This window comes from Chitinophaga pinensis DSM 2588, assembly GCF_000024005.1.
Lineage (GTDB): Bacteria > Bacteroidota > Bacteroidia > Chitinophagales > Chitinophagaceae > Chitinophaga > Chitinophaga pinensis.
Genome location: NC_013132.1, coordinates 5,308,210 through 5,321,343 on the forward strand (window position 1 = coordinate 5,308,210; position 13,134 = coordinate 5,321,343).

Annotated in this window: 15 protein-coding genes; 6 read left to right on the forward strand and 9 right to left on the reverse strand. The window is 42.5% G+C overall.

The genetic code is table 11. From position 1 onward, the window contains the following. Positions 1-67: 67 nt before the first annotated feature. The 3 genes from CPIN_RS21080 to CPIN_RS21090 form a co-directional block, all read right to left on the reverse strand. Positions 68-847: a formylglycine-generating enzyme family protein gene (locus CPIN_RS21080; protein WP_012791867.1), complete on the reverse strand. Its 780-nt coding sequence runs from the start codon at positions 845-847 to the stop codon at positions 68-70. Continuing rightward, entirely contained in the window at positions 847-1,584 is a 738-nt protein-coding gene (locus CPIN_RS21085) for a hypothetical protein (protein WP_012791868.1), read from the reverse strand. Before CPIN_RS21085 ends, CPIN_RS21080 begins: the two co-directional genes overlap by 1 nt. A gap of 146 nt (positions 1,585-1,730) precedes the next feature. Next, on the reverse strand, positions 1,731-1,925 hold the full coding sequence (locus CPIN_RS21090) for a hypothetical protein (protein WP_044219337.1): 195 nt from the start codon (positions 1,923-1,925) through the stop codon (positions 1,731-1,733). 113 nt (positions 1,926-2,038) lie between these two features. Here CPIN_RS21090 and eptA point away from each other — a divergent pair, with 113 nt between their 5' ends. Then, a complete protein-coding gene (eptA, locus tag CPIN_RS21095; protein ID WP_012791869.1) occupies positions 2,039-3,565 on the forward strand; it encodes a phosphoethanolamine--lipid A transferase EptA in 1,527 nt (508 codons plus the stop codon). Positions 3,566-3,806: 241 nt separating this feature from the next. Here the strand turns inward: eptA and CPIN_RS21100 are convergent, their stop codons facing one another. Further along, positions 3,807-4,919: an FAD-dependent monooxygenase gene (locus tag CPIN_RS21100; RefSeq protein WP_012791870.1), complete on the reverse strand. Its 1,113-nt coding sequence runs from the start codon at positions 4,917-4,919 to the stop codon at positions 3,807-3,809. Positions 4,920-5,003: 84 nt separating this feature from the next. Between CPIN_RS21100 and CPIN_RS21105 the strand changes: the two genes are divergently transcribed. Further along, complete coding sequence (locus tag CPIN_RS21105) at positions 5,004-5,975, forward strand: helix-turn-helix transcriptional regulator (protein ID WP_222838139.1); 972 nt, start codon at positions 5,004-5,006, stop codon at positions 5,973-5,975. Positions 5,976-6,175: 200 nt separating this feature from the next. After that, positions 6,176-6,640, forward strand: a complete 465-nt coding sequence (locus CPIN_RS21110) for an SMI1/KNR4 family protein (RefSeq protein ID WP_012791872.1) — start codon at positions 6,176-6,178, stop codon at positions 6,638-6,640. Between the two features lie 38 nt (positions 6,641-6,678). Here CPIN_RS21110 and CPIN_RS21115 read toward each other — a convergent pair whose 3' ends face one another. Next, the gene (locus tag CPIN_RS21115) at positions 6,679-7,248 is read right to left on the reverse strand and encodes a Crp/Fnr family transcriptional regulator (RefSeq protein ID WP_012791873.1); all 570 of its coding nucleotides are present in this window, start codon (positions 7,246-7,248) and stop codon (positions 6,679-6,681) included. Between the two features lie 134 nt (positions 7,249-7,382). On the opposite strand from CPIN_RS21115, the gene CPIN_RS21120 reads away from it, so the two are divergent. After that, positions 7,383-7,775: a hypothetical protein gene (locus CPIN_RS21120; protein WP_052306849.1), complete on the forward strand. Its 393-nt coding sequence runs from the start codon at positions 7,383-7,385 to the stop codon at positions 7,773-7,775. Positions 7,776-7,867: 92 nt separating this feature from the next. On the opposite strand, the gene CPIN_RS21125 is transcribed toward CPIN_RS21120, so the two are convergent. The 4 genes from CPIN_RS21125 to CPIN_RS21140 form a co-directional block, all read right to left on the reverse strand. Beyond that, positions 7,868-9,046: an FAD-dependent oxidoreductase gene (locus CPIN_RS21125; protein ID WP_012791875.1), complete on the reverse strand. Its 1,179-nt coding sequence runs from the start codon at positions 9,044-9,046 to the stop codon at positions 7,868-7,870. Between the two features lie 106 nt (positions 9,047-9,152). Beyond that, positions 9,153-9,806, reverse strand: a complete 654-nt coding sequence (locus tag CPIN_RS21130) for an MFS transporter (RefSeq protein WP_012791876.1) — start codon at positions 9,804-9,806, stop codon at positions 9,153-9,155. Between the two features lie 201 nt (positions 9,807-10,007). Then, the gene (locus CPIN_RS21135) at positions 10,008-10,586 is read right to left on the reverse strand and encodes a YdeI/OmpD-associated family protein (RefSeq protein ID WP_012791877.1); all 579 of its coding nucleotides are present in this window, start codon (positions 10,584-10,586) and stop codon (positions 10,008-10,010) included. A gap of 490 nt (positions 10,587-11,076) precedes the next feature. Further along, the gene (locus tag CPIN_RS21140) at positions 11,077-11,847 is read right to left on the reverse strand and encodes an SDR family oxidoreductase (RefSeq protein WP_012791878.1); all 771 of its coding nucleotides are present in this window, start codon (positions 11,845-11,847) and stop codon (positions 11,077-11,079) included. A 103-nt stretch (positions 11,848-11,950) separates the two neighbouring features. Here CPIN_RS21140 and CPIN_RS21145 point away from each other — a divergent pair, with 103 nt between their 5' ends. After that, positions 11,951-12,304: a winged helix-turn-helix transcriptional regulator gene (locus tag CPIN_RS21145; RefSeq protein ID WP_012791879.1), complete on the forward strand. Its 354-nt coding sequence runs from the start codon at positions 11,951-11,953 to the stop codon at positions 12,302-12,304. Between the two features lie 121 nt (positions 12,305-12,425). After that, positions 12,426-13,025, forward strand: coding sequence for a hypothetical protein (locus CPIN_RS21150; RefSeq protein ID WP_012791880.1), 600 nt, complete (start codon positions 12,426-12,428; stop codon positions 13,023-13,025). The last annotated feature ends 109 nt before the right edge of the window (positions 13,026-13,134 follow it).

The window sequence follows — 13,134 nt, forward strand, 5'->3', positions numbered from 1 at the left end:
AAATCCGTCAACTAGCGGATTTCCTTTTCCGTATTAATTGGGAGATCCTGCATAAGTAGCTGGGATGTCACTTTTTGACCACCCTGAAGCCCTGATTACTAAAGGATGCCCTTCTATGCACTCTTCCAATATCTACAGAGTTAAAATAGTGACAGGAGTGTTGACTACACCACCATGAGCCGCCCCGGGCATGTACTGTTTTCTCCTCTTTGAGATGCCCTTCGCAAAACTCGAATACATTTCCATACATGTCGTATAGCCCCCAGCGATTAGCTTGGAAACTGGCAACAGGAGCAGTATACATATATCCGTCGGAGCTGTCTGATTCCAGGTGGTCATGTGCATGCCAGATATTAGCATAACGACCGATCTTCCGGCTATCTTCTCCCCAAAAATAGGTGGTTCTGGCGCCTGCGCGGGAAGCGATCTCCCATTCTTCGAAGGAAGGGAGCCTTACCTGTGCCCATTCGCAATAGGCTTGAACGTCATTGTAGCTGATGGTGGTAACAGGATGTTGCATTTTGTCTTCAATACCACCGCGGCTCACGCCGTTAGGATACCGCCAGTAGGCAGTACTGTCCTCCAGCCAGCGGAATTCCCTCAGTCCTGGTTCGAAGACCATCGCATTGTGTAGCCGCTCCGCATCCGTGACATAATACGTAGCGGCCACAAATGCTGCAAACTGCTGATTAGTGACTTCCGTAGCACCGATAGCGTAGGTTTCTACATGGACCTGTCTGGCGGGATTAAGGGCATGCCCTTTAGCACCGACCCAATAGTCTCCGGCGGGTACCTGTACAAAGGATGTATCAGGCAGGAATAAACTTATCAGTAGTGAGAATATCATTAGTTAGCAGCGTTGTACATGCCCATAGCCCGTTGTATGATCAGGTCTTCATTGGCCTGGTTGAATACAAGGTATGCGTTGTAAGTACTGTTCTTACTATACAGCTTGGTATAAGATGCTGATTTGACAAAAGGCTCATATTTTGTTTCCGCCATGAACTCCATCAGTACTGTCAGGATGTCCAGATCTTTATGATCACGTTTAAAAAATTCTACCAGGAAAGGGACCATCTCAACGGCCTTGATCTCTACCAGCGCCATTTTGTAGTTGAGTCCCATACGTCTGCTGCGATTGGCGGATTCTTTGATGATCTCCATCACAGAATCCCGGTTGGCCTGCAGGAAGTCCCGCTGACGTTCACTCCAGTTCAGTTCAGCATAGTTGTCCGGCAGGTGGCCGAAGACCTTTTTATGCTCATCCTGGATGGGCGGTTCAACATCACAGTTCTGGCTGTATGATTCCGGATTGATCATGTGGTAGGTGAATTTCTCGCGGAGCGTGAGGGACATATAGTCTTTAGAACTCATTATGGTGAAATCGTCCAGAGATGCTGTATTCTTTTTGATCAGCTCTTTTACCTTCGCAAGGCCATAGGGTGGAGTAGTCATTTTTAGTCTGTATTCACGATAAGCATTGCTTTCCGCGCTTGCGGGTTTCCAGGGTTCCTCCTGATTCTGATCCTGGGCAAATGTGGCTAAAGGTAATAGCAGGGCTAATATAGCAGTAGTTAATTTCATAGTTATATGCATTCTTAAATTGGTTCGATCTACTAGAATTTTTGATTATATACGTCCGCTGAAACCTACACTTTCAAATGGACTAAACCTATGATTTATAGCAATTGGCATTTTGCGTTCAAAAATACAAACTCCCTGGTATTTTATTACAATGTTTTAATGACGATCGTAATCAGCTTTTGTTTATACACTTTGTCGCCGGTAGCCGTACTGTTGTTAAGTTCCTTCTGTCTGTCATACTCCTTCTCCATAGCTTTCATTTTGGCGATTGCTGTTAGATGGTCCTGTTGAAGCCGGATATATTGAGGATCTTCCATAGTGGCAATCACCTCTATTAACATGCATTCCGGGTAGCAATTTGGTGGACTTTAAATGAGCCGGTACCCGACAAAAATTTGATATTATTATATTTTATATTAATTTGCTTAATTGTTCCTATTCCATAAAATGGCTTATGCGGTTATTAAAAGATATAAAAATCGTTCACTTTTCTTTATTAATAAGTTGTCTTAACTTTTTATTCTTTCATTATCCCTTTTTCAAATTTATTTTTAACAATGTTGATTATACAAGTTTTAACGGCATTTCCATTGTTATTTGTTTTGTTATCCTAATGGTGCTTGCAAATGCATTTGTCTTTTTTTTGATGTTCTCTCTATTACGCTTTGTAGGAAAAATTATCCTGGCATTACTCTTTATTTTCAGCGCAATTGCAGTTTACTTTATTAATACTTACGGTGTTATAATAAATGCGGAAATGATGGGTAATGTGCTAAATACCAATTATGCCGAGGCGTCTGGTTTTTTTTCCATAAAATTACTACTCTATATAATTCTGCTTGGTGTTATTTCTGGCATTATTATCATAAAAGCCCAAATAGTATATGTAACATTCAAGCGATTTTTAGTCATCGCATTAGCTAGTTTATTATTTATGCTGGCTGTAGTATTTGCGAATTCTCAAAATTGGTTGTGGGTGGATAAAAATTCAAAAGTATTAGGTGGGCTTGCAATGCCATGGAGTTACACAGTAAATCTTTCCCTCTTTTTTGTACATAAACAACAGGAAAATGAAAAAGAAATATTATTGCCTGATGCTGGCATAAAAGATAACCGGAAATCGGTTCTAGTCTTAGTGATAGGAGAATCCGCCAGAAGTGAAAATTTTTCTTTATACGGATACAGTAAAAATACAAATCCACTTCTTTCAAAGACCCCTGGTGTATTTCATTTTAATGCTACCTCTTGCGCCACCTACACTACTGCAGGTGTAAAGTGTATTTTAGAACATAAAAATACCGGCGAGTTGTATGAGATTTTGCCCAATTATTTATATAGAAATGGCGTAGAGGTTGTCTGGAGAACCACAAACTGGGGAGAACCACCCGTTCATATAAAAACTTACCTGAACAAAGAGGCGCTGATGAAAGATTGTAAAGGCGACAGATGCGATTACGATGAAGTGCTTCTGAATAACCTGAAAGAGCAAATAGCAGCAAGTACAAAAAATAAGGTATTGATAATACTGCACACAAGTACAAGTCATGGACCTGAGTATAGCAAAAAATATCCGCCTCAGTTCGAAACTTTTAAGCCAGTCTGTAATAGCGTTGAATTAGCAAAATGTTCTAATACAGAACTGGTCAATGCTTATGACAATACGATTGGTTATACCGATTATATTTTATACAACGTGATTGAAGATTTAAAACAACTAAAGGAATATAGAAGTGCAATGATTTTTGTCTCCGACCATGGCGAATCTTTAGGAGAAAAAAATATGTACATGCATGGTTTGCCTTTAAGCCTGGCGCCGAAACAACAATATGACATTCCTTTTATAGTTTGGACATCTGATAACAGTTTAAAACAACTGAAAACAGAAAGTTCATTGTCACAAGACTATGTATTTCACAGTGTGTTAAATTTTTTAGGCGTACAAAGTCCTGTTTATAATGAGGAATTGAACATTTTTAAATAACGGACAACTATGTCGAATTCCGTTTGACATAGTTGTCCGCTTCTCCAAAATACTATGCCAGACATTCCAAAGTATGGGAAATCTTTTTGGCACATGTATCGCTGACCGGATTTTAAACTGATGTTATATTTCCGGTTTTATTTTTATTACTGGCGTGAAGGATTGTATTTAAAAGCAAGGCAAAAAAACTTGTTGACGACTTCCCTCGTAGTTTGAACTTTTTCAATATTCATCGACATGCCTATTGGTTATCGTTAGTCCATGCTTTGATAGAGGCTTTAAGTTCTTCCTCTGTTTCGGGTAGCTGGACTTTCAGCGAGTCATCAACACGTGCATGAATACTATCCACAAAAGGTTTGAATACTTCGTTATATTTAATAAAAGCGGTTTGATGATCGTCTGTAGCCTGAAGCTGCTCAGCCAAAAGCGCTGCACCTTGCATAGCCAGGCTGGTACCCATCCCAGTGAAAAAGCTTGGGGCATAGGCGGCATCCCCTATCAGGGCCACCCGTCCCTTTGTCCAGGTCGGCATTTTGATCTGGCAGGCCTCGTCAAAATATAAGTCATCAGCATCAACCATGGCATCCAGGATTTGTGGAATTTTCCAATTGGTGTTACCGCCGAAATGATCCTTTAAAATCTGCTTAGGCTGCTCGCGATCCCGGTAATTCCAATCCAGCTTGGGTGCCCGGAATACAAGGATGGCGTTCGCTGCCTCTTTAAACTGAAAGATCACCGCCTGTTTACCTAACTCTCGATACACAATACCTGTAGATTTGGGTCGGCCTGTTTGAATATGATCAGCAGCAGCAAATGCAAAGTAAACACCCAGAAACTTCTTAAAGTCTTCTTCTGGTCCGAAAACAAGTTTTCTGACTATAGAATGGGTGCCGTCAGCACCAAATACAAGATCGTAAACTTCGCTTTCGCCGTTCTCGAACTTCACTTCCACGTGATTGTCCCCCTGCCTTAAATCGGATATACTGTTGCCAAAAATGATTGCTACTTCATCTTTTGGAATGGCTTCATATAGGATCTTTACCAGGTCTCCACGGTGAATCTCAATATCACCCAGATATTCCGGTAAAGTGTTGATGGCAAACTTTGCTAATGTTTGATCTTCGGAACCTACAATCTCATCTGTATGTATAAATTCATTGGCTTTAATCTGGTCATATATACCCATTTTCCTGGCTATATCTAAAGCGTCACCACGCACATCGATTGGTGAGCCGGCGGTTCTCAGGTCCCCTCCTAATTCAACTACAGTTACCTTAAAACCGGACTTATTTAACCAGTAAGCCAGTGTTAGTCCTGCAAAGCTGGCTCCTGATATTAAAACATGCTTTCTCATTATCTGATTTTATTTCACTACCACAAAACTAATTGTAGCTTTACAAGTAAAATATTCGATAACCTATTATTTTTAGTCGAAAAAATGAAAGCTCAGACCAGTAGCAATAGTAACAGCGACATGCAGCAGTTTACGGATAAGTTGGGCTTGGTCCTGGAAAATGTGTTGCAACATTTCCAGGTCATCTTCTTCAAAGGCTTCGCTTTCTTGCCTGATATGGCCATGCACTTCGGCTCTTTCATCGTGACAGATGATTTCACACGGGTAACCGGTCAATCGGATATAACTGATGGTATCGGTATTGTATTTCACAATATCTTTCAGGATCACGTGGATAACAAAACGAATATGCGGAAGCCCAATGGTCCAGTGGAGCCGCCCTATGTACGCATCTTTCCCTACACGATAAGTCAAACCCTGCATTTTAAAAAAGACACCCATGTATCGCATGTTTCCATCAGCATCAGTGCCGGATATCTCCGGAACTTCTTAAAGGAGGAAGCCGAACACTTCGATTACCTTTTTGATCGTGCTAACAATTTTTGGATAGAGGAACTGATGACCGATGATATCTTGCGCACGGTAAATGAAATCGTGAAAAAGGACGAGCCTGACGCTATGAAAAGTTTCTATTACAAGATGAAAGCAATGGAATTGCTTTTTTACCTTTTTGAAAGTTTGAAAAAGCGTGAGAATGCTGCGGGTATTAAACTAAATGGAAAGGAGATCAAGGCTATTTATCAAGTTCGGGACAAAATTGTTTCGTCTTTAAGCCAGCCGAGTACAATTGCGGAATTGAAAAAAATTGCCGGCATGAATGAACTTAAACTCCGCAAGATTTTCACGCAGGTTTTTGGTATGGGTATCTACGACTATTATCAAAACTTACGTATGAAAGAAGCCGCAAGGCTTTTGCGCGAAGAAGACCTGTCGGTATCCGAGGCAGGCTATCAAATGGGATTTGAGAACCTTGGTCATTTCACTAAAGTGTTTGAGAAGCATATTGGCAAGAAACCCAAAAAATACGTGCTGAGTTTTAAGATCACCGGTCTTTAGTGTTGATTGAATATTATCGAATGATCAAAGCGCTTACAACCACATACCAATACGCTATTTATTAGCATCATTTTTCCCGTATTACTCTTGAAAACGTACGAGGCTGTAGCCCGCTATCCCTTCGTCAGCGCGCATTAGCTGCAACGAGCCTCAATAAACTGGAAAAATATAAAAAGAACTATACCCTGTCTACCGCTACAGTGCAGGAACTGGAAGCATTTGAAGCGACCCATGGAGTGTCATTACCCGGTGAATACAAAGCGTATCTGCTGGAGATCGGGGCCGGTGGAGTTTACTTTATGGAAGACAATGTGCCCCCCATTCAGGAATTAGGCAAAGAAGAGATCGACAGGCTTAAAAAGCCTTTCCCCATAACGAGCGATAAAATACATGAGGTGCAGAATTTTTATCGTGTTAAAGCCTGGGTATATTCCGATAGTAATAGCTGGATAGAAAATGGCGTTTTGCCGGAAGGTACAGATATGGCAGCCATGTTTGGTCTGCCAGAAGAAACGGGACTAAATGATGGATGTATTTCCCTTGGTTACTCCAGTGGGAGGAACGAATTAGTACTGGTAGCGAATGGAGAATTTGCCGGTGAAGTGTGGTCCGACCGTTTAGGATACGGAGCAGCCATGCGTGGCTGCTTTGGCGCGGGATCTTGAAACGCTTAGTAGTCATGAACTAAAGTTGGGTAGATTTATTACATACGCTTCCGTAGCATACTTAAAAACACCGGTGTTATGCCCAGATAGGAAGCAATATGCTTTTGTGTAATACGCAGTTCCAGATTAGGGTAGCGCTTACGAAAACGTTTATATCTTGATTCTGCCGTCTCTGACAGATTGGAGATGGTGCGGCGTTGATAAACATACAGACCATTCTGTGTGAGAATGCGGAAGAAGCGTTCCAGCTTGGGTACCTCCTGATACAATTGTTCCATCGCATCATAAGTCAGGTAACAGACAGTCGTATCCTCCAGCGCATCTATACTCATGAAGGCTGGTTTTTGCATGGAAAAGCTCGTGATATCTACAGCCCACCAATTCTCCGGTGAAAAGGAAATATTATGTTCATCACCATTTTCATCGGAATAGAAAAGACGCAGGCATCCGCTAACCACATAATAAACATTCCGCGCGGTCGTACCGGCTTGCAGCAGTAAGGTATGTTTAGGTACATCCCTTACCTGCAATACGGCAGATATTCTTTCAACTTCGCTTTCATCCAGATTAATATGTAGTGCGAAGTTCTTAAAAATGGCATCAAACATCAGGAACGTTTTGACAAAAGTAATTGATTCAAATGACAGCACAGTTTAAGACAAATGCAGTTATAAAATCTTCAAGTAGTTATATTTTATTCTCCGCCCCTGATGGTTTATTTGTAGTCTTAAAACTATCAAACATGAGAATAACAACGATTGACCATAAAGGTCTGAAAGAAACCGCCTGTAACATTCCGCCCAACACCCCTGTAGTGATGCTGAACCTGTTGCGCTTCAAGCCGGACGGTGGCCGCGAGATCTATTACCAGCAATATATTCCTTCCTTCCAGGAATTGACAACGAAGCTGCAGCTGGAAGGTATCAAACTCGCGTGGGGAGGCAATGTATCAGGCAGACTGGCCATAGCAGATAATGAGTGGTGGGACGATGTATTACTGGTAGAATATCCTGACTTTGCCAGCTTCCTTTTGATAGCGGAGAGTGATGGTTACAGAAATGATGCAGAACCCTTCCGCTTGGCTGCAATAGACGATTGCAGACTGATACCGATGGTGGGATTCATGAAAGAATGAATTTTCAGTGACTGATAGCTCAGACAAACAGCTCAATCTTTCAAGTTAAAAATGGCCGGCAAAAACCGGCCATCCACATATAAGAAAAAACGTTATTCCACGTGGTTAAATAGTTGCAACAGTCGCTCCTGTGCGTCTTCCGCCCGCATCCATTGGCTCATCTCGATGGAAGATCGCGCTTCCGCCGTGCCCCTCTCCTGCATGGCCGCTTCATACGCTGCAATGGCCGATTTGATATCTATAAAATCTCCGCTGGTAAGTCTCTCACTCAGTTCCAGTGCATCCAGCATGGCCAGGTTCACGCCTTCGCCGGAGGGCGGCATGATGTGGGCCGCATCGCCCAGCAGCGTAACATTGGCATGGGCTTCCCAGCTTTGATCAAAGGGAATACAATATTGCGGGCGCAATAAATAAGGCGAATCTGCCTTCTCGAACATGGGCGCCCAAACATCATTCCAACCCCGTGTTTCAGACAGGAACCAGGCCAGCACCTGCCGGCCATCGGAGAAATCTACCCCGCTGTTGTTCCACCAACCTTCCGGCTTTTCTTCGACAAAGTAAAAATCTATGCTGCCATCACCTTTGGAAGAAATGTGCAGGTATTTTCCATCGGCATGTACGTAGACTTTACCGCCTTTGAGTAGTTCACTGGCCTGGGGCACGGTGGTAGCCGCATGGCCCACATTGCCCTGTACGATCATTATGCCTGTGTAGCTGGGCTGAATGTCCGTCACAAACGGGCGCACTTTGGAATTGCCGCCATCTGCACCTATCACAATATCGGCGGTAACGGTATGGCCGTTCCTGAATTCGATTTTCCAGCCATGGCCTAGCGGTATCATGTTTTTAAACTGGCTGTCCCACACCACGGTGCCGGGCAGAAGGGAGTTCAGCAAAATATCGCGCAGCGGCCCCCGGTCTATTTCCGGGCGGGCGTATTCACTGTCCAGGTCCAGCACGTTCATCATCGGCTCGAAGTCCGTACTATGTTCGTCGTAAACGATTTTGCCATATTTATCGATCACCCGACCTTTTTCCGCACCGGGGCGGTAGTTGTTGAGGAAAGCATCACGCAGGCCCATGGCTTTAATGGCTTTCAAACCCGATTCAAAATGAAGATCAAGTGTGGCGCCCTGTACGCGGGCTTCTGCGTTCGCATCTCTTTCATACACGGTCACATCCGCGCCTTTCAATTGTAACAGGCGGGCCAGCGTTAAGCCACCCGGGCCACCGCCAATGATGGCCACTTTTTTAGCTGCTATTAACATCATTATTTTTTTTAGTAAGTATTTCGGTTTTCACCAGCAAAATAGAATAGGCTCCAGGAAGCAAATAGCCGTGGATAGCATAGGAATAGTCCTGAAACCGAAACAAGGATTAATAATCTTCGCTCAAAATAACCGCCTCATCCACCACCGTTTTCACAGCCGGTTTCTTTTTTACCAGTTTGTCTACACCCACATGAGCCAAATGGTCAGGAGAGAGATACAGAGTGTTACATACCCCAGCGTGCTGTAATACTCCAGTGGCTTCCCATCCCAGCGCATTAGCCAGGTATAACCCGATGGGAATACCTAATACCTGGCTGGCGCCAAAGCCCATCTGCACATAGCCCATCACCCGCCCGCGCTGCTGCAGGGTGAAAAGATCGGTGATGATGGCCATGGAAATAGAGGCGATAACGCCGCCAAACAAACCGGTAACAATGCGGGCTGCCACCAGCAGCGTGTAGCTATGCGCAAGGCCGCACAACACCGTGCCGATAACGAACCCGATATAAAAAAACAGTAACAATTTCTTACGGTCGAAACGGTCTGCAAAAACCGCTGTGAGCAGGCCGGAAATGCCCGCGCTAAAGGCGTAGGTGGACACCGCAAACCCAAAGGCCTGCAGCCGCAGGGAAAGTGATTTCATAAGCACATCGCCAAGCGGCGAAATAACCATGAAATCGAGTATCACGGTAAATTGGGTAACGGCTAGTACAAAAATGACGAACCATTGGTAGCGGGAAAAAGAAGGTGTCGATTCCATACTGCAAAGTTGGCCCCGCATTTCCCAATAAAATAGCCGTCTCCGATAATAAAATAGTCGTAAATGAAAATCCGGCGCCATTTTCTTACCAATTCAGATTGGCCTGGGTTTACAACATCATTATTGTCACATACGTAGAATACACGTCAAACATAAATGGCATCCTTATATTCAAAAATTGCCGCCACTAGGCTGAATTATTTATTGAAATTTCTCACCTTTTGCCAACATTTCAATAATTTCTTTCATACGCTTTTCCCTTGTCTCTTGTTTTTTTGCGGTCTGAAGACGAAATCCAATGGAGAAAACATTTGTCTTATTAAGACTCTTAAAAAATGCTTCTGCTTTTTTGTTTTTGCTAAGTTCTTTCAGAAAGTCTTCGGGCATTACGATTTTGCTTGGAGAATCGTATGCCTTTTCCCAACTACCATCTGCTTTGGCTTTTTCGACAGCTTTTAATCCTGCGGGTCTCATTCTTCCTTCATTGATTAATCTTTCGACATGTCCGGTATTTATTTTGGACCAAATACTTTTGGCGCGCCGGGGACAAAACTTTTGCAGCCAGGCTTGTTCGTCATGTGCTTTCTTCTGACCATCAATCCACCCATAGCACAGCGCTACATCAAGTGCTTCCGCATAGCTTACAGTGTCCATTCCGGAATCTTTCTTGAATATTTTGAGCCAAATCCCATGTGAGTTATCGTGATTCTTTACGAGCCAGGTTTCAAATGCTTTAGCTGTTTTAAATTCTATTATTGGAGTAGTATCTAATTTAGTCATATGGTTGTAGCTTTTTCCTTTCTATATACTTGCTGTTGACACATAATATATGCCCTTAACCAGATTTGATCCCAAAATCAGCATTGGTAATCATAGTGCTGGTGACCGACTTCTCATTTTTACGGACAAACGCAAAATACACATTATTACTATTTAACCTATACGCCTGGCAATTTTAACATTAAGTCTGTTTGTCACTGGTCTTAACTTTGTCGTTGCTAACACTACCAGTACGACTGATTATATGTCTTCCGGACGTGCATGCAAGCTGTCCGGATGCTGATATGGGTAGGTGTAATCCCGTTATTCAGATTGTAGGTTTAAGCTGAGCATTCAAGTCCGTCCAAATGATGGGCGCTGCAATAGATTAGGGGGATTGGGTTAGTTTGTGCTGTCGTGGAGTAATGGGAAAAGAGGGAACCCAAATGATTGTAAATTATATGGAGCCTGTACACTGAACCATATAATCTACACACAGATCCGAATGAATTTATTTCACGGAGAAAGCATTGGTCATTCCACCATCCGCTAATATATCCGCGCCTACAATGAATGATGAATCATCGGAGGCTAAAAACACCGCCGTCTTTCCGATCTCAGCCGGAGTGCCTTGCCTTCCAAGCGGTGTGAGATCTATATACACTTGTTTTACCTGCGCGACTGCTTCAGCCGGTACCATCTTTCCAAAAACGGGAGTATCGATTGAGCCGGGAGAAATCGTATTAACCCTTATTCTCCTTGACAATAAATCCAGGGATAAACCTCTTGCCAGTGAAATAACTGCTGCTTTTGCGGCGGCATAAATTGTTGCTCCGGGTGCAGCCCGATATGCAGCATTCGATCCAATCAATATAATCGAAGCACCATCATTTAAATACGGAAGCGACTGTTTGACGGTAAAATAGGCACTTTTAAAATTCAGATTCATATACTGATCGAAACCTTCTTCCGTTACATCAGTTATTGTCATCAGGGGAACTCCGTCCACGACGCCACCGGCATTCACCACCAATACGTCTATCTTGCCAAACTTGTCAACCGTAGTTTTGTACATGTCCTCCAGGTCATCAAGATTTGTTACGTCACCTCTTACGCCTATAAAATTATTGCCCAGGGTTTCAACAGCATTTTTCAATGTAGTCCCATTTCTTCCGGTGATTGTTCCCACAGCACCTTCGTTGTTGAACGCCTCAGCAATGCCAAATCCAATACCACTGTTACCGCCTGTAATCACGGTAACCTTGTCTTTTAGTTTACTCATTTTTCTATGATTTAAGATTGAGTTACAAAGCTAGATCACAGAAGTTATTTTTAGTAACTTTGTAACGAAAACTAGTAGTAACATAGATGTAACCAGTTAAAATATGGGATGTAAAATAGCAGAGTTCCAACAGGAACAAAAGAAGAGAATGAGATCTGTGCAAGATGCAATGGATGCGCTAAATGGCAAGTGGAAGATCGCTATTATTTCATCAATTTGTTGCTATGGGAAACGGCGGTTTTCTGACATTTTGAATGATATAGACGGAATTTCCAACAGAATGCTAAGCAAAGAATTAAGGGAATTAGAAATAAACCAGATAGTAAAACGGGCCATATCAGACATTCATCCCATCACTGTTCAATATGAACTTACAGAACACGGGGATACACTACAAACCATTATTAGTAATCTCTCTGACTGGGGCATTGCTCACCGGAAAAAGATAGTTGGGTAACTATTAGATACAATCCTGCTTTGTTTAAGATATTGACAAGAGGGCGCATAAATTATTATTACGAATATATATAATATTACATCTATATTTGCGGCTGACTTTTTTATTAAACATCAGTTCTATGAAAGCTTTAAAAGCCGCATTGTTAATCACAGGCATAAGTTTCCTATTATTCTCTTGTAAAGATGATGATGCTCCCGTACCTGCTAATCCGTTGTCGGGAGTTTATACCTTCAAGCAAGCAAAGACTACTGGTCGTATTGTAGTTATCACCGACACCGGAGTTTCTGACTCTATCATCACTAGTTATAACTATACGGTAACCGGGGCTGGTGAGCTGGCGTTCGATGCTGAAAACATTTCTCAGAAGGATATCGCTTACAAATACGCTGCTCAGACGGAGTACATCAGCTTTTTTAAGGGTGAAATAACAAATAAAACCGAAACCAACTCGAATCAGGAAGTTGATAGCTTCAGTAAAAAGATAGCATACCTTATCAAAGAAGATTCAATTCATTTTTCAACGCCACTGTTAGATAATGAAAAGGATGTTATCGGATTTCCTTTAAAAGCCACCTATTTTTACCTCGAGGGTTCAGCCGTTCTGTTACTAAGTTCTAAAACAGCAACAAGAGACACGACTATTAATTCTGATGGAACTCCCAGGATTAGTGTCAGCACCGAGAGCCAGGTGATTACGTTAGAGAAAAAATTGAACTAATGATATACTAGCTAAGAAATCTGAGCGTATTAGATTGGCAAAAGAAGGAGACTATTTTGAAAAATATGGAGGTGTCATCTTTGTTCTTTAAAAAGCAAAGATGACACCT

Excerpts from the sequence above, each read along its gene's own strand:
- CPIN_RS21080 (WP_012791867.1), bottom strand. The coding sequence starts at position 847 with ATGATATTCTCACTACTGATAAGTTTATTCCTGCCTGATACATCCTTT.
- CPIN_RS21085 (WP_012791868.1), bottom strand. The coding sequence starts at position 1,584 with ATGAAATTAACTACTGCTATATTAGCCCTGCTATTACCTTTAGCCACA.
- CPIN_RS21090 (WP_044219337.1), bottom strand. The coding sequence starts at position 1,925 with ATGTTAATAGAGGTGATTGCCACTATGGAAGATCCTCAATATATCCGG.
- eptA (WP_012791869.1), top strand. The coding sequence starts at position 2,039 with ATGCGGTTATTAAAAGATATAAAAATCGTTCACTTTTCTTTATTAATA.
- CPIN_RS21100 (WP_012791870.1), bottom strand. The coding sequence starts at position 4,919 with ATGAGAAAGCATGTTTTAATATCAGGAGCCAGCTTTGCAGGACTAACA.
- CPIN_RS21105 (WP_222838139.1), top strand. The coding sequence starts at position 5,004 with ATGAAAGCTCAGACCAGTAGCAATAGTAACAGCGACATGCAGCAGTTT.
- CPIN_RS21115 (WP_012791873.1), bottom strand. The coding sequence starts at position 7,248 with ATGTTTGATGCCATTTTTAAGAACTTCGCACTACATATTAATCTGGAT.
- CPIN_RS21120 (WP_052306849.1), top strand. The coding sequence starts at position 7,383 with ATGAGAATAACAACGATTGACCATAAAGGTCTGAAAGAAACCGCCTGT.
- CPIN_RS21125 (WP_012791875.1), bottom strand. The coding sequence starts at position 9,046 with ATGATGTTAATAGCAGCTAAAAAAGTGGCCATCATTGGCGGTGGCCCG.
- CPIN_RS21130 (WP_012791876.1), bottom strand. The coding sequence starts at position 9,806 with ATGGAATCGACACCTTCTTTTTCCCGCTACCAATGGTTCGTCATTTTT.
- CPIN_RS21135 (WP_012791877.1), bottom strand. The coding sequence starts at position 10,586 with ATGACTAAATTAGATACTACTCCAATAATAGAATTTAAAACAGCTAAA.
- CPIN_RS21140 (WP_012791878.1), bottom strand. The coding sequence starts at position 11,847 with ATGAGTAAACTAAAAGACAAGGTTACCGTGATTACAGGCGGTAACAGT.
- CPIN_RS21145 (WP_012791879.1), top strand. The coding sequence starts at position 11,951 with ATGGGATGTAAAATAGCAGAGTTCCAACAGGAACAAAAGAAGAGAATG.
- CPIN_RS21150 (WP_012791880.1), top strand. The coding sequence starts at position 12,426 with ATGAAAGCTTTAAAAGCCGCATTGTTAATCACAGGCATAAGTTTCCTA.